This is a genomic window from Roseivirga sp. AWQ4_251, assembly GCF_056158225.1.
In genome coordinates, this window is the sequence record NZ_JBSWSW010000001.1 from 399,982 (window position 1) to 422,365 (window position 22,384).

21 protein-coding genes and 1 other RNA gene are annotated in these 22,384 nt (G+C 39.4%); 10 read left to right on the forward strand and 12 right to left on the reverse strand.

Features of this window, described 5'->3' with window-relative positions:
* Positions 1–4: 4 nt before the first annotated feature.
* Genes ACXACJ_RS01850 through ACXACJ_RS01865 form a run of 4 tightly spaced genes read right to left on the reverse strand, consistent with a single transcriptional unit; the run spans position 5 to position 6,203 of the window.
* On the reverse strand, positions 5–3,166 hold the full coding sequence (locus ACXACJ_RS01850) for an efflux RND transporter permease subunit (RefSeq protein WP_475132562.1): 3,162 nt from the start codon (positions 3,164–3,166) through the stop codon (positions 5–7).
* A 30-nt stretch (positions 3,167–3,196) separates the two neighbouring features.
* Positions 3,197–4,300, reverse strand: a complete 1,104-nt coding sequence (locus tag ACXACJ_RS01855; protein WP_475132563.1) for an efflux RND transporter periplasmic adaptor subunit — start codon at positions 4,298–4,300, stop codon at positions 3,197–3,199.
* Positions 4,301–4,314: 14 nt separating this feature from the next.
* The gene (locus ACXACJ_RS01860) at positions 4,315–5,652 is read right to left on the reverse strand and encodes a TolC family protein (protein ID WP_475132564.1); all 1,338 of its coding nucleotides are present in this window, start codon (positions 5,650–5,652) and stop codon (positions 4,315–4,317) included.
* A gap of 50 nt (positions 5,653–5,702) precedes the next feature.
* The gene (locus ACXACJ_RS01865; RefSeq protein WP_475132565.1) at positions 5,703–6,203 is read right to left on the reverse strand and encodes a TetR/AcrR family transcriptional regulator; all 501 of its coding nucleotides are present in this window, start codon (positions 6,201–6,203) and stop codon (positions 5,703–5,705) included.
* A gap of 412 nt (positions 6,204–6,615) precedes the next feature.
* Here ACXACJ_RS01865 and ACXACJ_RS01870 point away from each other — a divergent pair, with 412 nt between their 5' ends.
* On the forward strand, positions 6,616–7,860 hold the full coding sequence (locus ACXACJ_RS01870) for a T9SS type A sorting domain-containing protein (RefSeq protein ID WP_475132566.1): 1,245 nt from the start codon (positions 6,616–6,618) through the stop codon (positions 7,858–7,860).
* Here ACXACJ_RS01870 and ACXACJ_RS01875 read toward each other — a convergent pair.
* The 3 genes from ACXACJ_RS01875 to ACXACJ_RS01885 are packed head-to-tail and all read right to left on the reverse strand — an operon-like array spanning position 7,857 to position 10,419.
* Positions 7,857–8,486 carry a response regulator gene (locus ACXACJ_RS01875; RefSeq protein WP_475132567.1) on the reverse strand — a complete coding sequence of 210 codons (630 nt, stop codon included), beginning with the start codon at positions 8,484–8,486 and terminating at the stop codon, positions 7,857–7,859. The two genes, ACXACJ_RS01870 and ACXACJ_RS01875, sit on opposite strands and share 4 nt — an antisense overlap.
* A complete protein-coding gene (locus tag ACXACJ_RS01880; protein ID WP_475132568.1) occupies positions 8,479–10,236 on the reverse strand; it encodes a sensor histidine kinase in 1,758 nt (585 codons plus the stop codon). Before ACXACJ_RS01880 ends, ACXACJ_RS01875 begins: the two co-directional genes overlap by 8 nt.
* Before the next feature lie 12 nt (positions 10,237–10,248).
* Complete coding sequence (locus ACXACJ_RS01885; RefSeq protein ID WP_475132569.1) at positions 10,249–10,419, reverse strand: hypothetical protein; 171 nt, start codon at positions 10,417–10,419, stop codon at positions 10,249–10,251.
* 300 nt (positions 10,420–10,719) lie between these two features.
* On the opposite strand from ACXACJ_RS01885, the gene ffs reads away from it, so the two are divergent.
* Both ffs and ACXACJ_RS01895 read left to right on the forward strand, forming a co-directional pair.
* An RNA gene (gene ffs / locus ACXACJ_RS01890) (signal recognition particle sRNA small type) lies at positions 10,720–10,817 on the forward strand.
* 48 nt (positions 10,818–10,865) lie between these two features.
* The gene (locus ACXACJ_RS01895; RefSeq protein ID WP_475132570.1) at positions 10,866–11,663 is read left to right on the forward strand and encodes an MIP/aquaporin family protein; all 798 of its coding nucleotides are present in this window, start codon (positions 10,866–10,868) and stop codon (positions 11,661–11,663) included.
* Positions 11,664–11,989: 326 nt separating this feature from the next.
* Here ACXACJ_RS01895 and ACXACJ_RS01900 read toward each other — a convergent pair whose 3' ends face one another.
* The gene (locus ACXACJ_RS01900) at positions 11,990–12,328 is read right to left on the reverse strand and encodes a single-stranded DNA-binding protein (protein WP_475132571.1); all 339 of its coding nucleotides are present in this window, start codon (positions 12,326–12,328) and stop codon (positions 11,990–11,992) included.
* Between the two features lie 185 nt (positions 12,329–12,513).
* Between ACXACJ_RS01900 and ACXACJ_RS01905 the strand changes: the two genes are divergently transcribed.
* The 4 genes from ACXACJ_RS01905 (at position 12,514) to ACXACJ_RS01920 (ending at position 14,637) form a co-directional block, all read left to right on the forward strand.
* Positions 12,514–12,876, forward strand: coding sequence for a hypothetical protein (locus ACXACJ_RS01905; RefSeq protein ID WP_475132572.1), 363 nt, complete (start codon positions 12,514–12,516; stop codon positions 12,874–12,876).
* Positions 12,877–13,010: 134 nt separating this feature from the next.
* On the forward strand, positions 13,011–13,667 hold the full coding sequence (gene fsa / locus ACXACJ_RS01910) for a fructose-6-phosphate aldolase (protein ID WP_475132573.1): 657 nt from the start codon (positions 13,011–13,013) through the stop codon (positions 13,665–13,667).
* Positions 13,668–13,719: 52 nt separating this feature from the next.
* On the forward strand, positions 13,720–13,923 hold the full coding sequence (locus tag ACXACJ_RS01915; protein ID WP_475135063.1) for a fructose-6-phosphate aldolase: 204 nt from the start codon (positions 13,720–13,722) through the stop codon (positions 13,921–13,923).
* Positions 13,924–13,926: 3 nt separating this feature from the next.
* Positions 13,927–14,637: a cell division ATP-binding protein FtsE gene (locus ACXACJ_RS01920; RefSeq protein ID WP_475132574.1), complete on the forward strand. Its 711-nt coding sequence runs from the start codon at positions 13,927–13,929 to the stop codon at positions 14,635–14,637.
* On the opposite strand, the gene ACXACJ_RS01925 is transcribed toward ACXACJ_RS01920, so the two are convergent.
* Positions 14,624–15,169, reverse strand: coding sequence for a hypothetical protein (locus tag ACXACJ_RS01925; RefSeq protein WP_475132575.1), 546 nt, complete (start codon positions 15,167–15,169; stop codon positions 14,624–14,626). The two genes, ACXACJ_RS01920 and ACXACJ_RS01925, sit on opposite strands and share 14 nt — an antisense overlap.
* The gene (locus ACXACJ_RS01930) at positions 15,159–15,719 is read right to left on the reverse strand and encodes an RNA polymerase sigma factor (protein ID WP_475132576.1); all 561 of its coding nucleotides are present in this window, start codon (positions 15,717–15,719) and stop codon (positions 15,159–15,161) included. Before ACXACJ_RS01930 ends, ACXACJ_RS01925 begins: the two co-directional genes overlap by 11 nt.
* Positions 15,720–15,943: 224 nt before the next feature.
* Here ACXACJ_RS01930 and ACXACJ_RS01935 point away from each other — a divergent pair, with 224 nt between their 5' ends.
* Positions 15,944–16,867: a hypothetical protein gene (locus ACXACJ_RS01935; RefSeq protein ID WP_475132577.1), complete on the forward strand. Its 924-nt coding sequence runs from the start codon at positions 15,944–15,946 to the stop codon at positions 16,865–16,867.
* Between the two features lie 49 nt (positions 16,868–16,916).
* Here ACXACJ_RS01935 and ACXACJ_RS01940 read toward each other — a convergent pair whose 3' ends face one another.
* Both ACXACJ_RS01940 and ACXACJ_RS01945 read right to left on the reverse strand, forming a co-directional pair.
* Positions 16,917–18,281: an SPFH domain-containing protein gene (locus ACXACJ_RS01940; protein ID WP_475132578.1), complete on the reverse strand. Its 1,365-nt coding sequence runs from the start codon at positions 18,279–18,281 to the stop codon at positions 16,917–16,919.
* 102 nt (positions 18,282–18,383) lie between these two features.
* Entirely contained in the window at positions 18,384–18,791 is a 408-nt protein-coding gene (locus ACXACJ_RS01945) for a DUF3052 domain-containing protein (protein WP_475132579.1), read from the reverse strand.
* A gap of 231 nt (positions 18,792–19,022) precedes the next feature.
* Here ACXACJ_RS01945 and guaA point away from each other — a divergent pair, with 231 nt between their 5' ends.
* Together guaA and ACXACJ_RS01955 are read left to right on the forward strand one after the other, a co-directional pair.
* Positions 19,023–20,552: a glutamine-hydrolyzing GMP synthase gene (gene guaA / locus ACXACJ_RS01950; RefSeq protein WP_475132580.1), complete on the forward strand. Its 1,530-nt coding sequence runs from the start codon at positions 19,023–19,025 to the stop codon at positions 20,550–20,552.
* Positions 20,543–22,381 (forward strand): ABC transporter substrate-binding protein, encoded by a 1,839-nt coding sequence (locus ACXACJ_RS01955; protein WP_475132581.1) that lies wholly within the window; start codon positions 20,543–20,545, stop codon positions 22,379–22,381. Before guaA ends, ACXACJ_RS01955 begins: the two co-directional genes overlap by 10 nt.
* Positions 22,382–22,384 lie beyond the last annotated feature (3 nt).

Below are 22,384 nucleotides of genomic sequence, written 5' to 3' on the forward strand. Positions count from 1 at the left end.
TTTTTTATGCGCCTTCAGGCTTGTAATTAGCTTCTAGTTCTGCAAGACCTTTCTTACCGTATGCTATTCTTGTGATAACCACATAAAGTACCGGTACCACGAAAATTGCCAAGAAAGTTGCAGCCAACATACCTCCAATTACCGTCCAACCGATAGTTTGACGAGCAATAGCACCAGCTCCATGAGCTAGAGCCAATGGCACAACCCCTAAAATAAAGGCTAAGGAAGTCATGATGATAGGTCTCAATCTAAGTTTTACAGCTTCCAAAGTGGATTGTAGCAAAGGCATTCCTCTGTCAACCCTTTCTTTAGCAAACTCAACAATCAGAATGGCATTTTTAGCAGCCAAACCAATTAGGGTAATCAAACCAATTTGAGCATAAACGTTGTTGTCAAGTTTTGGTAAGAAGGTGAGCGCCACAATAGCTCCGAAGGCTCCCAAAGGCAATGCTAATAGTACCGAAAATGGCACGGACCAGCTTTCGTACAAACCTGCCAAGAGCAATGATACAAGTACAATAGCAAGAGCAAAAATCCAAATGGTACTGTTGCCTGAAGCCAATTCTTCTTTGCTTAAGCCTGAGAAATCGTAGCCATAACCAGCAGGCAACACTTGATCTGCAACTTCTTCTAACGCTTGAAGCGCCTGACCACTACTGTAGCCTGGGGCTGCATTTCCGTTGATTTCCACAGAACGGAAAAGGTTGTAGTGAGAAATTACAGGTGAATTTTCTTCTACATTATAATCAACCAAAGCGCTTAACGGAACTGATTCGCCTTGACGGTTGATCACATAGAACTGATTAATGTCGCTAATTTCACCGCGATAAGCAGTGTCTGCTTGAGCTACAACCCTAAAATTACGGCCGTAACGGGTGAAGTCGTTCACGTAGCTACTTCCCATATAGTTAGAAAGTGTTGAGAATACATCTGTGAGAGAAACTCCAAGCTTTTTCGCCTTTTCACGATTAACATCGATATGGTAACCTGGTGTTTTCGCAGTAAAGAAGCTATAAGCCATAGCAATTTCAGGGCGTTGATTTGCAGCGCCTAAGAACTGCCCCATAACTTGCTCTAACTCTTTAATGTCGCCACCAGCGCGTTGTTCAAGCATAAAGCTGAAACCACCTGTTTGTCCCAAACCTGGAATCGCAGGAGGAGGAATTACTCGGATGCTTGCTTCATTTACCGCAGCAAATTTTTGACTTAAAGTGCCAATGATTCCCTGAAGCTGCAAAGCTGGATCTTGTCTTTCTTCCCAAGGGTGCATTTGCACGAAGAACGTGCCTGCATTGGGTTTGAAAGAGAAGTTGATAGCATTCAATCCGCCAATACCAGTGATGTTGTTGATGCCTTCCGTAGACTGCATCATTTCAACCATGTTGTCCATGATGGCTCTGGTTCTAGCACTTGAAGAGCCTTCTGGCAATTCCAACGAAACGAAAAGTCTTCCTTCGTCTTCTGTAGGAATAAAACCTGTTGGTTTTGCTTGGAAGAGGCTGATGGTTCCAACGAAAATACAAGCCAAAATAATCAAGACTAAAGGAGCTCCTTTGATGCTTTTGCGAACGCCATTAGTGTATGAACCCGTAACTCTTTCGAACCACATGTTGAAGCGGTAGAAAGCTTTGTTCAAGCCTTTCCCGTTTTCATTTACTTTCGATTCTTTCAAAAGAATGGTACAAAGAGCAGGTGTAAGTGTTAAAGCCACAAAAGCAGAAATCAATACAGAAATAGCAATTGTGATTGCGAATTGCTGATACATTCTACCCACGATACCAGGAATAAAACCTACAGGAATAAATACTGCGGCAAGAATCAATGCAATGGCGATTACAGGAGCCGTAATGTCTTTCATAGCGCGAGTTGTCGCTTCTTTTGCTGAAAGTTTGAGGCTGTCTATGTAATGTTGGGCAGCTTCCACTACTACAATAGCGTCATCCACTACAATACCAATCGCCAGTACGAAGCCGAACATGGTTAGTGTATTGATGGTGAATCCTAAAGGAACAAAGAAAATGAAGGTTCCGATAATGGATACTGGAATGGCCAAAACGGGAACCAATGTGGCTCTCCAGCTTTGCAAGAATAGAAATACTACGAGAATTACAAGTAGAAGCGCTTCCCCAAACGTTCTCAATACCTCTTTGATTGAAACTTCAACTACAGAAACGGATTCGAAAGGAACTACATAATCTACGTCAGCTGGGAAAGCCACTTTTTGTTCTTCAAGAGCGGCATAAATACCTTCTGCTGTTTCGATGGCATTACTTCCAGGTGCTTGGTAAACCAATAGAATAGCAGCATCTTTTCCGTTTACGGTCGACTGCCTTCCGTAATCAAACTGGCCTAACTCTATGCGAGCCACATCTTTTAAGTATACGATTGATCCATCTTCTGGAATGGTTCTTAAAATGATGTCACCGAATTCGTCTTCGTTTTCAAGCTTTCCATTTACCGTAATTGGGTATTCGAAAGTTTGGCTATTGTACTGAGGCATTCCGCCTACGGTTCCGGCTGCTACCTGAACGTTTTGTTCGCGAATGGCAGCGGTAACTTCAGCGGTAGAAATTCCATATTGTGCAAGCTTATCAGGTTGAAGCCAAACGCGCATTCCAAAGTCTTGGCCAATGGCGCGAATATCTCCAACTCCTTTTACCCTAGCCAAGGCATCTTTTACATAAATATTGGCAAAGTTGGAAAGGAATTTTGTGTCATGGCTTCCGTTTGGCGAGTAAAGACTGATTACCATCATGATACTCGGGTTTCGTTTTCTTACCACGACTCCCAGCCTTCTTACAGCTTCAGGTAAAGAAGGTTCTGCAATACTTACCCTGTTCTGAACGTCAAGGGTAGCAAGTTCAATGTCGGTACCTACATCAAAGGTCACGTTCATTTGCATTTGCCCCGTACTGGTATTGTTCGAGCTGATGTACGACATGCCCGGGGTTCCGTTTACTTGCGTTTCAATCGGAGTAGCCACGGTTTGTTCTACCGTAAGTGCATCGGCACCTGTGTAGTTACCAGACACGGACACAACTGGCGGAGTGATGTCCGGATATTGAGTGACCGGCAGGTTGAGTGCAGCCAAGGTTCCCACCAATACAATTACGATGGAGATAACCATGGCCAGAATGGGCCGGTTTATAAATACTTTTGATATCATTCTAAATCTTCAATAAGTGAGTTGAATGGTTTATTGAACAGAAACTTGAGCTCCTTCGCGAAGCTTTTGAATACCTTCGGTCACAATTTTTTGACCCGGTTTCAAGCCTTTTCTGACTACGATTTCGCTTCCCAAAAGCGTTCCAAGCTCTAATTTTTGTTGGTGAACTGTATTGCTGCTTTCTACCACATACACAAAGTATTCACCCATCTGCTCGGTAACAGCTTTATAAGGAATGGTTAACTGGTTTCCGTAATCTTGATTGATTACAGCAAGAGTTACAGTCATTCCTGGCACCAATTCTTTGTTTGGGTTTGGGAACTCCACTCTTAAATTGATGGTGCCCGTTTGGCGACCAACAGCTCTGTCTATTGTGGTTAATTTTCCTGGGAAAGGATAAGATGTTCCGTCTGAAAACTGAATGGTGAAAAGGGAGTCTAAGCTTTCTTTTTCTCTAAGCAATCTGTTGAAACGAGGAATTTCTTTCTCGTTAATCACAAAGTTCACTTGAATAGGGTCTACTGAAGAAAGAGTGTTCAACAAAGGTTGTCCAGGGCTTACTTGAGAACCTAAACGCACATTTGAAATTCCGATAGTTCCAGCAAAAGGAGCTGTAATGATCGAGTAGTTTAAATCAGTAGTGGCGCTTTGTAATTGAGCTTTTGCCGAAGCCACTTGGCTTTGAGCTGTTTGAAGATCGGCTCTGGCGTAGTCTACTTGTTGTTTTGCAATCGCATCTTGCTTCAACAGGTTTTCATAACGCTCAACGTCCTTTTTGATTCTCGCTAGATTGGCTTCGGCAATAGAAACATTAGCTTCAGCTTGTTGCTTGGCCGCTTCGTATTTTCTGCGGTCAATTTCGTATAGCTTTTGTCCCTTGCTTACTTGCTGGCCATCTTTCACATAAATATTAGTAATGTAGCCACTAATCTGTGGTCTTACTTCAACCTCATTTAAGGGTACTAGTGTGCCTGGATATTCGTCTGTGCCCGTTACTGTTTTTTCAGCAACCGCAACGGCTTTTACCGCGGCTGGTGGTGGAGCGGCCTGTTGTGCTACTTCTTGCTTGCTTCCGCAAGAGGTTAGGGCGATCAGGGCCGTTCCCAGAGCTAGTAGAATAGTCTGTTTTTTCATTATATATGTTGTGTTTATTGCTGTGATGAATTGATTTTTATATTTCCTAAGGCCTTTTGAAGGTCGATTTTGCTTGCCAAAACTTTGTAAAGCGCGTTGTAGTGGTTGAGTTGAGCCGTTCTTAAATCGGTTTCGGCAACTACCAAATCCACATAAGCTTTTATGCCTTCATCGTATTGTAGCTTAATAATGTCGTACACTTCTTCTGCCATTTGCATGTTTTCGCGAATGGTCTGCCACTCGAAAAGGCTGCTTTTGTATTCGGCTAAAGCGGTTTGGTACTCAGTGCTGATCTGCTTTTTAAGGTTATCTAACTGAACCAAATTCTTCTCTTGGTTTAACTCAGCCAATTTGATTTGCTGGGTTCTTTTTCCTCCTTGGAAAATAGGAATTCCGAAAGAAAGACCTACTGCAGATGTTGGGTACGATTGGTTGTATAAATCACCAAACTGTTTGTTGAAGAAAATCCAATTGTAATTATAGAAAGCAGAAACATTAGGGATGAAAGCCCACTTTTCATAATTGGTTCTAAGGTTAGAAACTTCAATTTGAGATTGTAAAAGCTGATATTCAATTCGGTTCTCAAGTTGTAAATCCGAGGTAGTGTCAACTTGAATCTCGGCTTGCATAAGCTGATAATCAAAGTCTAGTTCCAAAGTTTGTTCTACAGGAAAACCCATAAGCTGCTTCAAGAATGTTCTTTTCGACTTGATGGAATTTTCAACTCTGTTTCTATCGCTTCTTAGGTTAGAAAGAGAAATACTGGCTCTTTGATAGTCCGTTTTGTCTACTATTCCTGATTCGTATCTGCTTTTGGCATCCTTAAACTGCTTTTCTACGCGGCTAAGGTTTTCTTCCAGAATTTTAATTTGCTCGTAGGTAAGTAGAATGTCGTAATAAGCCTTGCTTACCGTTACAACCGTGTTGATTTTGCTGTTTTCGGTGTTTTGATCAAGCTGCTTTCTTACCACATCTGCCGACTTTGAAGCAAAAAACTGATCTCTGCTGAATAAAGTCTGGTTGGCTTGAAGAATCAAATTTGAATTATACTTCTGTCCTAGTGTGATCAGGTTACCGCCAATGGCTTGCGTTTGAAGCTTAATGTTGTGAGTAGCATTAAACGTAGCCGAAATTTGAGGTAACCATCCTGCAAGACTCGATTTGATTTGTCTTTCGCCAATTTCTTCGTCTATTGAGCTGGTTTTGATTAATGGGCTGTTTTCCAGGGCATATGTCAAACACTGTTCTAATGACAAGTTTGACGGCCCAGATACATTGGTCTGTCCCGAGACCAATCGCGGAAGAAGCAAAACTCCTATTACCGCAAGCAATAACTGCTTTTTAATGTTCATCTGTATTGAGTTGTTATTGGTTTTAATTACTGTTTTGAGAATAGCCTTGGCTATTGTGCTTTAATTCCGTCCCAAACCATTTCGGAAACCAAGTTTAGATTGATTCCTTTTTTCGAAAGGGAGTTTCCGAAAGCTGCTTGAATACGGGTTAAAGAATTGATGCTTCCCAGCACCATAATCGAGATTATTCTTGGGTCTAGATTTCGTAAGTAGCCCATTTCAATGCCTTCTTTGAAAAAGGCATCACTCCATTTGTGCCAGGTACTTTCTTTATGTTGAACTTCTGGTGTGTTATAGGGTGAATTCATAAACTGTTCGAAAAACCTTTGAATGGCAGGTCTTTCTAAATAGAGTTGGGCCAAACAGTTCCAGAAGTTGAAGAATCTTGTTTTATAATCTAAATCGGGATTGTCGTTGTTACTTACGCGTCCGTAGATCGTGTTTTTTACATAATTGTAAAGCTCATTAATGAGTTCGTCTTTACTTTCGAAATAGGTATAAACTGTTCCAGCCGCAACTCCCGCATTCTTGGCCACCGTGCTAACGGGCATGCATGAAAGCCGTGATCTTTGATCCGATCGAGCGTACTTTCTAATATGAGCTTCTTTTTTTCGGCTAAAGGCTCCATGCGTTGAGTTGATTGGGAATGAGTGATTGAATGAACGTTCAATCGTTTAGTAGACTTAAAGGTTCCCGATTAAAAGAAAAATCTAGGTTAATTTTTTTAAAGGGATTTTAAAGCCAAGAAACGGTTTGTGAAAATATCTTTTTTGTATCCTGAGGGTAAAAAATACGTTACACGTATTATAATCTAGAGACTCCCGTTTGCCATTCTTAATTTCTTTCATCTAAAGGCAAGCCTATTCCTTTCTACTGTCGTCATTTCTTGTTCAAAGAATTTTGAATAAATATTTTTAATAAAAGTTATTATTTGTTATATTATTTTATGTAAATAATTAGTCTATGCTAAATAAAAGTAGTGCATGTCGTTTTCTTATTGGGCTTTGCGTTGCTATTGTTTATGCAGAAGCAAGAGCACAGAGAGCGCAGTTGGTGAGCGCTATGGTGAATGGTTGTGGCCCCAAAGTTTTATCTTTAGAAGTGGACGGTTTGGGGGAATATCTCTTAGTTTACAGTGGCTCCACTAGTTTTACGGCTGGTGCTTCAACAATTGATATAGAATATGCTAATACATCCAGTACCGGTGATCTTTTTGGTGTAACGGACTTTTTCACTTCTGCAGGATTGGTTAGTTTAGTTTCCAGTTTAAATTCCCTTTTAACAGGGTGTGATTTTTCTTTCCAAACGGTTTCTCCAGGCTCAACAGTAATACCTGCTGGAAGTCATATTTTAATTATGAATTCAGCCGTAACTATTCCTTTTAATTTTTCAGGTTTATGTGGGCAAGGGTTGGGAGATATTTATGTCATGTTTTCAAACGACATACATTGGTCGGTAACTGGGGTATTAGGAACTTTCAGAAATTCACCTCCTTCTACAAGATTATTTAGATCCACCATCAATGGTACAGTAACTGACTTCTCTTACATTGATGGTTGGTCTACCGATACAGATGGTGATTATGTTTCTTGGAATGATGGGGGAGGGGCTGGTTCTATTTACAGCAACTTTCCTGGTTGTGCACCTACTAATAACACGGCTTTACCCGTTTCTTTAACCTCTTTTAAAGCTACTCCTTTTGGAAAGGGGGTATTGGTAAATTGGGAAACAGCTTCTGAAGAGAATAATCATTATTTTTCTTTATTCAGATCTCAAAACGCAAAAAGCTGGGAAGAAATAGCTCTAATTCCAGGGAATGGAAATTCTTCGGAACAAAAGTATTATGAATTTTTTGATGATAAACCCTTGGAAGGGCGATCTTACTATAGAATGAGGCAGACAGATTTCAATGGTAAGTCAGAATATTTTGAAGTTGTTTCTGTAGAATATTCTGCTGAAGAAAACGAGGTATCTATGTTTCCTAACCCTGCCAACGAATACTTGAATCTACTAGGGCCTGTAAGTGCTACGGCCATCACCTTGATGGATAGCTACGGAAGAAATATAGAAAAACAGGTAGAGACCTTGAAAGTAGGGCAGTTAGTTTTGGATATTCGAGACATGAAGAATGGAATTTATGAGCTTATTATCAAACTTGAAAACGGCCAATACATCCGGAAAAGGCTGATAAAATCAAATCAGCCTTAAACCAAAGCATTTTCGTAAGCAAATTTCACTAACCCTGCAATGTTCTTAACCCCAAGTTTATTTACGATATTCTTTCTGTGAGTGTCTACAGTATAAGAGCTAATGCACAGAGTTTCAGCAATTTCATTTGTGGTGTATTCTGTGGCGATCAGCTTAATGATTTCCACCTCTCTTTTCGTGAGTTGAACCTCTTGAACAGCCTTTTGAGTTTTTTCTAAAGAATCGAAGTAAGAACCTGTTACATCTTCGCCATAATATCTTTTGCCTTGAGAAACTTCATTAATAGCAAAAGTGAGCTCCTTTTTTCCAGCGTTTTTTAAAATGCAGCCTTCCACACCTAGCTCCATAAGTTGCTTTGTGAATTGAGGGTTGTTATGCATGGTTAATACCAATGTGTTGGGCTTATTTCCGTTCTTTAACAATTGCTCAACCACTTCAATCCCATCCATTTCTGGCATGTTAATGTCCAAAAGAAGAACGTCAACTGGATCTGTTTGAAGTTTTCGTAAGGCTTCTTTGCCATTAAGGGCATTGCCCGTGACTTTGATGTTTTCGTCTTCTCCCAAAATGGATGAAATACCGTCTATAACCACTTGATGGTCATCAACTAAGAATACTCTAATCATTTGAAATAGGAATGTCTATTGAAATTGTTGTGCCTGCACCTCTTCCGGAGTTTACATGGAAAGATCCGTTTAATTTGGAGACTCTGGCTTTGAGATTAATAAGTCCAATGCCACCACTGCCATTTTGATTTTTATAATCAAAACCTACACCATCATCCTCAACAATAAGGTTGATGCTGTCTTCATTTTTATTCAATTGAATATTAGCCTCACTAGCTTTGGCATGTTTTAGAATGTTGCTAATAAGCTCTTGAACAATTCTATAAACTTGAATTTCCTGTTCAGAGTCCAGCGTTCCCTGAAGGTCAGAAGTGTAAAGGTTTATTTTGATTTGTCCCGTGCTCGAAATTTTTTCGGCTAGCTCTTCTAAGGCTGGAACAATGCCGAATTTTGTAAGGACTCCAGACATCAAATCGTGGGAAATATGTCTAACCTCTTTTGTGGCTTGATCCAAAAGTTCTGAAGCTTTTTCAAACTTACTTTTGTTCGGATTAGAATCATCAATTTTCTCTTCAAAGGAACTGAAGTGAAGTTTCACCATGGAAAGAATACCACCAAGCCTATCGTGCAAATCCATGGCAACTCGCTTGCGTTCAGTCTCTTGACCTTCCAATATGCCTTGAAGAGAAGATATTTCTTGTTCCTGAAGCAGATCATCAATCTTTTGCTTCGCTATTAATTCGTTCTTTTCCGAAAGCGCTTGAATACTTTTTCTTCTTTGATTAACTATAATGAGGAGGGCAGAAATTCCAATGATGAGACCGCTAGAAGTGATAAGAATTATTGTTTTGTATCTTTTTTGAGCTAACGCTAAACTCTCTTGTCGTTCTTTTTCTAGCTCAAGAGAGGTGTTTCTGTATTCTTCTCTGAGTTTAAAAATTGCATTGGTTTTGCCTTCTTCAAAAATTTCTTGAGTTAGTTTTTCGGTCTCAATTCTGTATCCGTAAGCCTTTTTGTAATCCTTTTTTAAAGTTGATAGATAGGAAAGATCAATTAGTGCAGCTCTGGCGTCATCTTTATATCCTAATGAATCAGCAACATTAAAGGCCTTGTCAAAATATAATTGCGCACTATCGTAAAGTCTTTTTTCGCGGAATATCCTCCCGATTAATCGGTTATTTCTGCCTAGTCCTCTTTGGTCTTCTATTTCTGTTTTGAGCTTATTTGATTTAAGGGCGGCTTCCAGGCCTAATTGCAACTTATAGGCTTTGTCACTTCTTTCAATATTTAATGAGAGAGCATCTGTTTGAGTTCCTTTTATTTGAGTGGCCTGTAAATAATATATAGAAGCCATATTGGTAAGGAGGGCACTTGCAGTTTTTGGGTCTCCTTGATCAATGAATCCTTGTTGGGTTAAACCATAATAGTAGAGGGCCGAATCTAAAAAGTTTTCTGCGTGAAAAGTTCCTCCTACCCCCATAAGGGCCTTGTTTATAAGTATTTCTTTTCCTGAAAAGTAACCTTCAATACTAATGGCCCTTAGGTAATAATCTCTAGCAACGTCCAGTTCTCTGAGTTCTAGAAATACGGAGCCCATGTGTATTGAAGAAGTCATTAGGTATTCTAGGTTGCCTTCTTGAAGCGCATTCTTATAGATTAATTTATTAATGGCTAGGGCTGAATCGTATTGCGATTCAGCCCTTAGTCTTTCGGCTTCTTCACTTTCTCCTGCGTAGTCAAATTCTTGAGCAAAAGAAACTGCACTGGAAAAAAGGAATAGGCCTATAATAATATGAAAAGTTAATTTCATACGGTGTGGTAATTAACTTAGTGAAGGAGGTTCAATAATGGGATCTTCTTCGATAACTGGATCAGGATCTTCTTCCTCATCAGGGTCAGTTGGGTCAGTGTCGGGCTTACGAAAAACCATAGAAACATTGTAGGCAACTGCACTGCGATTTGGTAAAAGTTTGTTGATTGGTCGCTTTAACATAGCTTAAATTTTAAAGGTTAATAAAGATTTAGAAAAATGATACCAGGTTACTCATTAAGCTGTTGAAGTGTGTCCCCAAAACAAGTTAACTTTTATAGTGGAAGAAATACCGAAATCTGGGGATTTATATGGGTTAGAATTATCGTATTTGTGGAATAGGTCATTTTTTGTGTTGAACAAACAAATGGGGCTAGTGAAGTAATCGTTTGATTATCAATGGAAATCGTTTGGAATTGTGGTGTTAGGTATGAATTTTTAGTTCTTCTTGTGTGAATTAAGACTTTCTTACTACCTTTGCGCCCGGCAAAGGGATGCGACCAGCTCCTGCTGAACTCCCCCAGGCTGGGAACAGAGCAAGGGTAGGCGGTTGTAGCGGTGCGACATCCCGATGCCTTTTTTTATTTCCTCCCCTTTCGTTATTATTACTTCCCTTACTTTTATCACTTATGTCTGTTTATCTAGCCGAATTTATTGGCACGGCCGTTCTGATGTTTTTGGGGAATGGAATTAATGCCGCTCTAAATCTTAATTATTCATTTGCAAAAGGCGCAGGTTGGATTGTCACCACTTTAGGATGGGGGCTAGCCGTTACTTTTGGGATTTATGCTGTAGGCGAAATTAGCGGAGCACATATAAATCCTGCTGTAACTTTATCTCTGGCCATTGCTGGCGATTTCGAATGGAATTTGGTTCCCGGTTATATTCTAGCTCAAGTTCTGGGGGCAATGGCGGGAGCTACACTTACTTGGTTGCAGTACCTGCCTCACTGGGGTAAAACGGAAGATCAAGCGACTAAGCTTGGCGTTTTTTGCACCTCGGGTGCAATCGATCGCAAGAGCTCAAACTTGCTTAGCGAAATTTTAGGTACAATGGTCTTGATTTTTGGTTTGTTGACCATTGGAGCGAATCAATTCACCGAAGGGCTTAATCCATTAGTGGTAGGCGGGCTTATTGTAGTGATTGGAATGGCACAAGGTGGAAGTACGGGATATGCGATTAATCCGGCACGAGATTTCGGGCCGCGGTTTACACACTTTTTATTGCCCATAAAGGGAAAGGGAAGTTCTAATTGGGGCTACGCTTGGGTGCCTATAGTGGGGCCTTTTGTGGGTGGAGGCCTTGGGGCAGGCCTTTATCAACTCTCGTTCAAGGGCAGTACGGGTTCGATGGCTTGGGGGTGTATCGGAGCGAGTGTATTGATAGCTGTTTTTGCGGTTTTTGAAGAGCTGAAAAACAAAGCCTAAAATCTATGATGATTCCCAAAGAATAGCTCGTTTCCCATTTTGGGATTTTAGGCACGATAAAAAGGCCGTTTTTGGCGTTTAAACGCTATGGTCTGGATTTTGGAATATGTCTGGCATATAAAATTTACAGACATGGGATTCGGAAAATCAAAAACAAACAAAAAAAGCAAGTCACAGAGATCACAACTTGTTCGCTTCGTAGTAGTGACTTTAACAGTATTCATGAGCTATCACGCTTTGATCTCTTTAGTTGGGGCTTAATAAAAAAGAAAAGAATGCACAGTTTGTATTCAGCGCATTCTTCGGTTGATAGTTGTAAGCATATTTTATTTTTTGCTTCCAATCATTACCAACTCATTTAGGTTAACTTCGGTAACATATCTTTTTTCACCAGCGCCATTTTCGTAAGAGCGGTGAATTAATTTTCCTTCTACACATACTTCAGTACCTTTCTTTAAGTATTCAGCGGCTATTTCTCCTGTTTTGCCCCAAGCAACAATATTGTGCCATTGAGTTTCTTCTATTTTGTCGCCATTTGCATTACGGTAGGCGTTTGTAGTTGCTAAAGAAAACGTAGTCAATTTCTTTCCTGAGCTCAAATTTCTTACTTCTGGGTCTTGTCCTAGTCTTCCCATTAATTGTACGCTGTTTCTTAAATTTCTCATGATTAAAGTTTTTATAAAGTGAATTACTCAAGTGTGTTGAGGTTGTCAGATTGACAAGGGCAAAGTAAGGTCTGTCTTTATGAGGAAGTCGGTTGAAAAACGTTTGTTGTCGGTTAATATCCGTTTGTAATTGGATATCTGTCTTTATTTCAGTAGGTTATTGAAATTGAATTTCCTGAAATATTATGGAAGAAAGACAATGTTTAGAATGCGGAGATGCTATTTATGGCAGAATCGATAAGAAATTCTGTTGCGACCAATGCAGAAATACTTTCAATAATAGGCAGAATAGCGATGCGAATAATTATGTAAGAAACGTTCATAATATTTTAAGAAGAAACCGCAGGGTTTTGGAGGAACTGAATCCTTCTGGTAAATCTAAAACCTCGCGTGCTAAACTATTGGAGAAAGGGTTCGATTTTGATTATCATACTTCTACCTACACAACAAAGGCCGGAGTAACTTATTTCTTCTGTTACGAATATGGCTATTTGCCTCTTCAGGGTGAAGCTTTTGCTTTAGTGAAAAAGTTAGAAAGTTTGAACTGAACACGTTTTCGTTATTGTATTGATGATCTTCCATTCAAATGTGGTTCGGCTAAGAAAACTTCTTCAGAAAAGGCCGTAGAGCAAACAAAACCATTAGCTTTGTATGGCATTGTTAATCAAATAAAATAAACCAGATGAAGTTTTTTATTGACACCGCGAATCTCGATGAAATCAGAGAAGCCTATGATTTGGGCGTATTGGATGGAGTAACAACAAATCCATCGTTAATGGCGAAAGAAGGTATTTCTGGCCATGATAATGTAATAGCCCACTACAAAGCCATTTGCGATATAGTAGATGACAATGTGAGTGCCGAAGTAATTGCTACCGAGTATGAAGAAATGCTTAAAGAAGGTAGAGAATTGGCTAAAATCGATGACAAAATCGTGGTAAAAGTGCCTATGATCAAAGATGGCATTAAGGCGATTAAAACTTTTACAGAAGAAGGAATTAGAACCAATTGTACTTTAGTGTTTTCTGCTGGGCAAGCATTGTTGGCGGCTAAGGCTGGAGCATCTTATGTTTCTCCTTTTATTGGCAGACTTGACGATATTGGATACGATGGCCTTGAGTTGATCGAGCAAATCGTTCAAATTTATGATAACTATGGCTATGCTACTGAAGTACTAGCTGCTTCTGTTCGTCATACCATGCACCTTTTACAGTGTGCTGAAATCGGTGCTGATGTGGTTACCTGCCCATTGAAAGTAATTACCAGCTTGGTGAATCATCCATTAACTGACAAAGGACTTGCTCAGTTCTTGGCCGATCACGCAAAAGCGAATGGATAAAACTTTAGTTCCAACTTCGGGTTATTCAAAAAGCCCGAAGTTTCCATGGAATATGTATATCATCAAAGTAAAAGGGAAGGCGAAAATCCCTGATTATATTCAGTTAAGGGACGAGAATTTTGTGCTCATCGCATACTTTCGTGCCGACCGACCGTTGAAAAAGTTAGAGAAGTACGGTCTGGAAGGAAAAGAAGATGCACTTCAAGAAGTGATCAATGGATTGCCTTTCGGAAAACTTCAAAAGCTGGAGATTTAAATTATGTCTTTTTCTGGAGAACCTATAGTGCGCATTGATGATGCGACCATTTTTCAAGACGATAAAACCGTTTTGAACAATATTAACCTGAGTATCAACAAAGGTGAGTTTGTTTATTTGGTTGGAAGAACGGGAAGTGGGAAAAGTTCTCTATTAAAAACATTGTATGCCGATTTGCCTTTGAGGCTCGGGAAAATCCGAATTGCTGGCTACGATGTAGAGCAAATGAAGCGTAAAGATGTGCCTCATTTGAGAAGGAAATTGGGCATAGTTTTTCAAGATTTTCAGTTATTTCCCGATCGAAGTGTAGCTGAGAACATCTACTTTGTAATGAAGGCTACAGGCTGGAAGAACAAGGCTAAAATGAAGAGTAAATTAGCTGAAGTTCTAATGCGTGTCGGCCTAGGTGTTGTGGCGAATAAAATGCCTCATCAACTTTCTGGAGGTGAACAGCAGCGAGTTGTAATTGCCAGAGCGTTAATTAATGACCCTGTTCTGTTGGTTGCAGATGAGCCCACAGGAAATTTAGACCCCGAAGTTTCTGATGGAATTTTCCAGACTTTTATGGAGATTAACAAAAGCGGAACGGCTATTTTAATGGCTACTCACGATTATAATCTCATTAAAAACTATCCAAAGCGTGTTCTGAAATGTGAAAAAGGAGCAGTTCTTGATTCTAATGAAGTAGAGCTAAGCCTTTTTAAAGTGAGCTAAGGCCTTCCTCAGTTCTGTCAACCTCTGGGTTTTTCATGCTTTCCAAAATGTCAAGTTGCTTGTTAATCAAATGAAGCTTTTGTCGCAGTAAATGCACCAATGCGCTTTTCACTTGTGGAGTTTCCTGATTTTCTTCAAAAGTAATTTTCAACTCTTTATATAAGTCATCCAAAGATTGGATGTCAGCTTCCAAGTAATTGAAGAAATCTTCTTCACTCATTTCTTCAGAAAGCTCAAGTTTCTTTTCGGCAATCATGGAAGTGTAAAAGCTTTCAAGCTCTTCGAATTCTTCAACAAGTGAGAGGTTTTCGGTAGGCTCTGGAGTGTTGAATTTGTCGTAACTCAAGTAGCCCACAGCAATTAGAAGAATGGCAACGGCAATTTTCCAGTACCAATTGTTGTGTTGCTTAATCTCTTTTGGGATCTGGCGATTAAGATCTTCTTCAATGTTGTTCCAAATCTTATCGTTTGGTTCAGCAGTGTCAAATTGCTCTCTATTCTCTCTGATGAATTTTTCTAAATTATCCTGCATTTTGAAATTGCTCTTTTAAAATCTGTTTAAGCTTCTTTTTAGATCTATTGAATTGAGATTTTGAAGTAGATTCAGTGATTTCTAAAATTTCAGCTATTTCCTTGTGGTCGTACCCTTCAATCAAATATAAAGTCAACACCAGTCTATAACCTTCTGGTAGAATGGATATGGCGCTTTTTACTTTTTGAACGTCATATGCATATTCATTATCGTTGGCCTCATCAAACTGTTCGTCCAATTCGCCATAATCTTCTACGGATTGGATGTCTAACCGCCTTTTTTTAACCAAGTTGATAGCGTTATTCAAGGTGATTCGCTTAAGCCAACTGCCAAAAGAAGCCGTTCCTTTATAGCTATGGATGTTTTTGAAGGCACTCAAAAAGGACTCTTGTAAAACATCTTCAGCTTCCATCTCATTATTAGTTACGCGAAGGCACACGTTGTACATCGCTTTGGCATATAGCTTATAAAGCTGATGTTGTGCATTGCGGTCGCCCTGCATGCATCCGTCTATAACCTGTTGATGAAGATTTTGGTACTTGGTTTCCAAATTTGTAATCCTTGCTCTAAAGACAGCCTTATTGAAATAGGGTTGCTTATGAAAGATAAAAATATTTATCGATATGCTTTATTACTGAAGATGTTGGTGTCTCAATGCCATTTGGAGAAAAAAATGAAGAGGTTTGTTGATCTGTGTTTTACATTAGCAGCTTCTTTTGCTAGTGATGAACTGGAAAATCGGATTTGACGTTGAATGGTGATTCAATTACTACTATGAGGTTTTTTCTTTCGCTCTTACTCGGAGTGTTTTGCATAAATGTTTCTTCACAAAGTTTAGATTGGTGGGATCAACTCCATAATTACCCAGCAGCTGCTGGGCCCGATCGGCTTGATTACATTTCCATTAGCCCAGGTTATATGGGGCCTAATGCGCTCAGAATGCCTGAATTGGGCAACGGAATTATCGATAATCATATTTCTTTTGATGTAAGGTGGGAAAGTCATGCGGGGCATGGAGATAGAACATCGAATGCTTTTCTTCAATTCTATTTACCGATAAAAAAGGATCGCTCATTTTTTTATGTAAACAGTATTCCTTTTGAATATTGGGATGTTACGCCCGAAACAAGGGATGAACGTAGAATGATGGGGCTAAGTGGAAAGGGGAAAACAACAGGTGATATTGCATTTGGGGTGGTGTACAAAATATTTGATGAAAAAGGTGGAGTGCTTCCTTTCAACTTCACCATAAGAGCCCATTCTAAAACCACAACTGGTGGTAATATTGCAAATGCTCGGTATACTGATGCGGGAATGTTTTATTGGGAAGGACACTTTAGTAGGTCGTTTTTTGAAACTGAAAAAACCAGGTTTTTGGCTAAAGTCATGATGGGTTTTTACACCTATCAGACCAATGTGAATCATTTAATTAATGGAGCTACTGAACGGCAAAATGATGCTCCGCTATATGGGATGGGCTTAGAGTATTTTAGGCCAGGTTGGCATTTTTCAACCGATGTAACTCAATATGATGGTTATCAAAATCACAGAGACGATCCAATATTCTTTAGAACAAATATTAAAAGAATGCTGAAAGGAGGGGAGTTGTCTTTAGGGTATAATGTTGGTTTAAATAGTTGGGATTGGAATACTTTTTACATCAACTACAGAATCTACGTTAGTGAAATAAAGGACTGATTACAATAAGTATAAATGAAAAGAGGAGCGAATTCGCTCCTCTTTTTTGTTAGTTACCTCTTCCGTCTGTCGTAGTTAGCTGTTTTGCCATGGCCGCTCCAATCAATGACTCTAATGGAGTTCCTCCTTTTGAATCACCACCCATAATCATGGTGTTAGGGAATTTGATTTTAGCCAGCTCTTTTGCTACTCCAATGGCAGTTTCTTTCTCAATTTCAGCTCTTTGTTGAGGAGTAAGTCCTGCGGAAACAAGTTTAGCATTCTGGTAAGATTCTGCGTCTGCTTTAACTTTTTGAGCTTCAGCTTTCAGTTTTTCAGTGTCTAGTGCAATCAGAGCCAATTTCTTGTTGGTTTCCTCTTGCTTAAGCTTAGTTTCAATTGAAATTAAAGCTTTCACTTGCTCTTTCTCCTGAGTTACTCGCTCAGCAGCTTTGTCTCTTTCACCTTCTGCGATAATTCTTGCCTGTGCATCTTTAGCCGTTTTGATTTTTTGCTGCTCTAGTTGTCTTTTGGCAGATTCATCTCTCTGGGCTTCCAATCTTTGCTTAAATACTTGCTCTAGTGATACATCGTCTACGATCACCTGTGCTACAATGATTTTGTTTTCATTAATGTCGTGTGGAATTCTAATGAATTGCCCATTGTCATCAACTCTTTTGTTTACCTCGTAGCGAGTTTGTATTTCCTTAATCTCGCGACTGTCTTGCTCAATAGCAGTGATAACTGTGTCACGATATTCAGTTTTTACCACACTGAAAGTTCCGTCTTTCAGTTGCTCATCAATGGCCACTCTAAAGTCCGAAGCGGAACCAGAGATGTAATCTTGAGCCGCAAACATATAACCTGTGTTAGAAACCACCTCTCTCACTGTTGGGATTAAGGTGTTTTGTACAAGGTTTTGTAAAGAACGGAACTCAATTGCCATTTCAATAAACAACTCCTTGTCAGCAGGAAGTTGAAACCTAGTTGATAGCTTTGTTGTGGCTGTAACTTGGTCGATGAACCGGATGGGAATGGGGTCCATTCTTCCTTCGATTTCATCTGAATCTTCTCCTTCGTCCACCACTTTAACGTCAATGAACTTTTGCCAAGGGGTGATTTGTGCGAATCCGCGAAATTTTATCCCTTCAGTCATAATGGCATCTTTCTTTCCATTAGGGTAAACAATGAAATATTGATAACCTGGTTCTGCCCAAAAGAATAAGTAAGGCAGCAGAATGAGCATTATGCCTGATCCTACTACGGCTAATGAAACCCTTCTGGTAAACATTAATAGCCATGGAGGAGCTTTCGATTTTACCTTTAAGGGTTGGCCTCCCAAGCTCGGCTCAAATTTATCTTCTTCAGATAGTTGTGGCCTGAGTATAAAGGTGAATAAACCAATTAAAATTAAAATTACTCCAAAAATTGTCATAGTTGTTTGAGTTTATGGTTATACATAGTTTTTCTTTTAGGGCATAGCCCAATGTTTTTTCTAAAGATTTAATGAAGGAAAATGGGGTTTAGAGGTGGAGGACTATCTGTCCTCTTTTCTGAAGACAAATTTAAGTCCTGACCAGATCTCGTCAACTGCACATACTTTGACATCAACAAGTCCAGTTTCCAGTCCCGCGTTTCTAACCGCCATGTCGTTTAGGTCAGTTGAAACTTTGGATGCTTTCTTGGGCCAAGAAATCCATAGCATTCCATCTTTTTTTAATCGAGACTTTAAACCTGATATTTCTTTCTTGATTTGCTCCTCGGATAGGGCGAAGAAATGGATGAAGTCGACTTCATCTTGTTCATCAGGTGCTTTGTTTTCAACATTCTGCGGTAAGTTTTCTAGCAACTGCCAATAATTACTTGGTGTATTGAAGGTTAATATTTTATCCCCTTCTTTTATGCCAAGTTTCTTTATTAAAGGTGTGCTAGAATAGCCTGCCATTGTTTTGTTGTTATGATAGTTTTTACGAATTATATTCCGAAATAGTTACATATTCGGAATAATATTTTAAATATTTATATATTCCAAATAATGTTCTGAATTCGAGGTGTGAGTATTACATGCTTATATTCAGATATTTACAAGGCTTTACCATTAAGGCTTCTTAGCTTTAAAGTACATAATTACTTACCAAATATTAGTGATTACTCGACTCTAATATTATTTTTGCGCATGGCTGAACAGATACTTATTCTGGATTTCGGTTCTCAGTACACGCAACTAATTGCGCGTAGGGTTAGAGAGCTAAATGTCTACTGCGAAATCCACCCTTATAATCACCTTCCTGAAATCACTGACGATATTAAAGGGATCATCCTTTCGGGTAGTCCTTGCTCGGTTAGAGATGAGGGGTCTCCTGATTTAGATTTGGATCAATTTAGAGGAAAGGTTCCTGTGCTGGGGGTTTGTTATGGCGCCCAACTTATGGCTCAGAAATATGGGGGAAATGTTCTTCCTTCGGAAATTAGAGAATACGGAAGAGCAAAATTGAGCCATGTAGATGGACATTTCGATTTACTAAAAGAAATAAGTATCGATTCTCAAGTTTGGATGTCGCACGGAGATACCATTTCTTCTTTGCCAGAAAACTTTGAGGTAATTGCTAGCACACCAAGTGTAAGAGTTGCGGCATATAAAGTTAAAAACGAAAAAACTTACGGAATTCAGTTTCACCCAGAGGTAACACATTCTACCGAAGGGAAAGAACTTTTGAGAAACTTCGTAGTTCATATCTGTGGCTGTGCTCAAGATTGGACTCCTGATGTTTTTGTAGAAGCTACTGTAGCTGAACTGCAAGGTAAATTAGGGACCGATAAAGTGGTTCTTGGCCTTTCAGGCGGGGTAGATTCTTCCGTAGCAGCGGTTTTGATCCACAAAGCAATTGGAGAAAATCTTCACTGTATTTTTGTAGATAACGGATTGCTTAGAAAAAATGAATTCGAAGCAGTTTTAGAATCATACAAATGTATGGGGCTGAACGTTAAAGGTGTTGATGCAAAAGATCAATTCTACAAGGCTTTAGAAGGCATAACCGATCCTGAAGGAAAGAGAAAAGCCATTGGAAAAGTCTTTATTGAAGTGTTCGATCAAGAAGCTCATAAAATTTCTGATGTGAAATGGTTAGGGCAAGGAACAATTTATCCTGATGTGATTGAATCTGTTTCAGTTAAGGGACCTTCAGCAACAATAAAATCGCACCACAACGTTGGAGGTTTGCCTGAGAAGATGAACCTAAAAGTTGTTGAGCCTTTGAATACACTTTTCAAAGATGAGGTTAGAACTGTTGGAAAAACCTTGGGTATTGATCAAAGTATTTTGGGACGTCATCCTTTCCCTGGGCCAGGACTTGGTATAAGGATTTTAGGGGATGTCACAGCCGAGAAAGTAGCCATTCTTCAAGAAGTAGATGCTATTTTCATTAATGGATTAAAGGCTAACGGTCTTTATGATGATGTTTGGCAGGCAGGAGCCATGTTATTGCCAATTCAGTCTGTGGGCGTTATGGGCGATGAGCGAACTTATGAGAAAGTTGTTGCTTTGAGAGCCGTAACCAGCGTAGATGGAATGACAGCGGACTGGTGCAACTTGCCATACGAGTTTTTACAAGATGTTTCTAACCAAATTATAAACCAGGTAAAAGGTGTGAACAGGGTAGTTTATGATATCAGCTCTAAACCCCCAGCCACCATTGAATGGGAATAACAAATATGACATTAATAAACCGAGCAGTTTTTAGCCTGTTTTGTCTGGTGATTTTTTCTGTGTCGGCCTTAGGGCAAGGCACCAAAACCGAATTTAATAAGGCTAAATCCTTGTTTGATAATGAGCAATATGCTCTAGCCATGGGGCAATTCAAGCCAATAATGTCTTTGAACGAAGACAACGATTTGGTTCGTTTTGCTAACTTCTATTATGGTGTCAGTGCATTTAAATCAGGCGATGCAAGAGAGGCTAAAAGGGTATTTGAAACCATAAAAACCAAATATCCTGACTGGCAGATTAAGGAAGAACTCGATTTTTGGATTGCTAAAATCAATTTTGAAGAAGGTTTAGCTTCCGATGGTTTTGATGTTTTAAAGGGAATCAATGATCAATCATTTACAAATGACATTGTTGATTTGAAGAAGTCTTATTTGGCATCTGTTGCTGATACGGTAGAGCTTAAAGATTTGCTTTTGGAGCAAGAAGATACGCTCGTAGCAAAAAGACTTTTGACTGAACTTTTAAAAGTCCCAGTGGCATATCAAAATCATGCTTTGATTCAGCAATTAATTGCAGACTATGAAGTTTTTCCCGAGCCAGACTTAGCGGGTATCGAGTTTTCTCCAAAAAAGGATGTATACAATGTTGGTCTTTTCTTTCCATTTCAATACCAAAATGATTCAGCCAGTTTAGTTAGGGTGATGAACGATTGGCCTATCAAGTTTTTGGAAGGCATGGAGTTGGGAGTCGAAAAGTTGGCTGAGGAAGGTATTAATATCAACCTAATGAGTTTCGATACCAAAGTGAATGCTGCGGTAACAAAACAGATTCTGGAAGATCAAAAGTTGAAAGGTTTGGACTTTATTGTTGGACCTGTTTATGCCGGGCCAACTTCTGAAGTTGCCAAATATGCCAAGGAGAATAAGGTGAATATGCTGAATCCTATTTCTTCTAATAGCGAAATTCTTATCGATAATCCTTTCGCTTTCCTTTATTATCCAAGTAACGAGTCTTTGGCAATCAGCGCTGCCGAGTATACTAAAAAGCACTTCACTAAAAATAAGAAAGCAGCCATATTCTATTCTTCTGAGTTGGATAGAGTGCGAGCAGAATTATATAGAAAACTGATTCAAAAGGATTCTTTCGAAGTAGTAATTTATGAGATGGTGAGGCCAAATGAATCGGTTAGAATTCAGCAGATGCTAGTTGAAGAAGTTGAAATCGATAAGGATTCTGCCATTGTTGTTGGAATGATCGATGAAATGGATTCTCTTTTAGAAGCTGGTGTTGAAGATTGGAAAATCTACGAAGATACCGACTTCAAAGAAAAAGTACTCGGAATATTGACCGATAGCATAGGTCATATTTTTGTGGCTTCTGATGTGCCAACTCTTTCAGCGAGTGCTATTAGTGGCATAGATGCCAGACCTGATACCATTTATTACATCGGTTCTTCTCGTTGGTTGACCGCTGAACAGTCCATTCTATTTGAACAGTTGGAAAGGGTGGATGCGGTTTTCACGGGTTCCAATTGGATAGATTATGATAAGCCCAGTGTTCAAGAGTTTAGAGAACGTTTCTTAGCTAAATACGCTTCCTCTCCAAGAAGGGAAGAACGTTTGGCTGGGGTTTATACGGGTTATGATATTATGGTTACTTATGGGCGTTTGCTCCATAAATATGGCAAGTATTTTCAGTTGGCTTTAAAGTCAAAAGGTAAAGAAGAAGGTGAACTCACCGATGGGTTTAACTACCGCTTTACCAACGATAATCGGTTTATCCCAATCCTAAAAATGACCGATTCTAAAATTCGAATTTCAGATAATTAATTA

Coding starts and splice junctions, on each gene's coding strand:
- ACXACJ_RS01850 (WP_475132562.1), bottom strand. CDS start 3,166: ATGATATCAAAAGTATTTATAAACCGGCCCATTCTGGCCATGGTTATC.
- ACXACJ_RS01855 (WP_475132563.1), bottom strand. CDS start 4,300: ATGAAAAAACAGACTATTCTACTAGCTCTGGGAACGGCCCTGATCGCC.
- ACXACJ_RS01860 (WP_475132564.1), bottom strand. CDS start 5,652: ATGAACATTAAAAAGCAGTTATTGCTTGCGGTAATAGGAGTTTTGCTT.
- ACXACJ_RS01865 (WP_475132565.1), bottom strand. CDS start 6,203: ATGCCCGTTAGCACGGTGGCCAAGAATGCGGGAGTTGCGGCTGGAACA.
- ACXACJ_RS01870 (WP_475132566.1), top strand. CDS start 6,616: ATGCTAAATAAAAGTAGTGCATGTCGTTTTCTTATTGGGCTTTGCGTT.
- ACXACJ_RS01875 (WP_475132567.1), bottom strand. CDS start 8,486: ATGATTAGAGTATTCTTAGTTGATGACCATCAAGTGGTTATAGACGGT.
- ACXACJ_RS01880 (WP_475132568.1), bottom strand. CDS start 10,236: ATGAAATTAACTTTTCATATTATTATAGGCCTATTCCTTTTTTCCAGT.
- ACXACJ_RS01885 (WP_475132569.1), bottom strand. CDS start 10,419: ATGTTAAAGCGACCAATCAACAAACTTTTACCAAATCGCAGTGCAGTT.
- ACXACJ_RS01895 (WP_475132570.1), top strand. CDS start 10,866: ATGTCTGTTTATCTAGCCGAATTTATTGGCACGGCCGTTCTGATGTTT.
- ACXACJ_RS01900 (WP_475132571.1), bottom strand. CDS start 12,328: ATGAGAAATTTAAGAAACAGCGTACAATTAATGGGAAGACTAGGACAA.
- ACXACJ_RS01905 (WP_475132572.1), top strand. CDS start 12,514: ATGGAAGAAAGACAATGTTTAGAATGCGGAGATGCTATTTATGGCAGA.
- fsa (WP_475132573.1), top strand. CDS start 13,011: ATGAAGTTTTTTATTGACACCGCGAATCTCGATGAAATCAGAGAAGCC.
- ACXACJ_RS01915 (WP_475135063.1), top strand. CDS start 13,720: ATGTATATCATCAAAGTAAAAGGGAAGGCGAAAATCCCTGATTATATT.
- ACXACJ_RS01920 (WP_475132574.1), top strand. CDS start 13,927: ATGTCTTTTTCTGGAGAACCTATAGTGCGCATTGATGATGCGACCATT.
- ACXACJ_RS01925 (WP_475132575.1), bottom strand. CDS start 15,169: ATGCAGGATAATTTAGAAAAATTCATCAGAGAGAATAGAGAGCAATTT.
- ACXACJ_RS01935 (WP_475132577.1), top strand. CDS start 15,944: ATGAGGTTTTTTCTTTCGCTCTTACTCGGAGTGTTTTGCATAAATGTT.
- ACXACJ_RS01940 (WP_475132578.1), bottom strand. CDS start 18,281: ATGACAATTTTTGGAGTAATTTTAATTTTAATTGGTTTATTCACCTTT.
- ACXACJ_RS01945 (WP_475132579.1), bottom strand. CDS start 18,791: ATGGCAGGCTATTCTAGCACACCTTTAATAAAGAAACTTGGCATAAAA.
- guaA (WP_475132580.1), top strand. CDS start 19,023: ATGGCTGAACAGATACTTATTCTGGATTTCGGTTCTCAGTACACGCAA.
- ACXACJ_RS01955 (WP_475132581.1), top strand. CDS start 20,543: ATGGGAATAACAAATATGACATTAATAAACCGAGCAGTTTTTAGCCTG.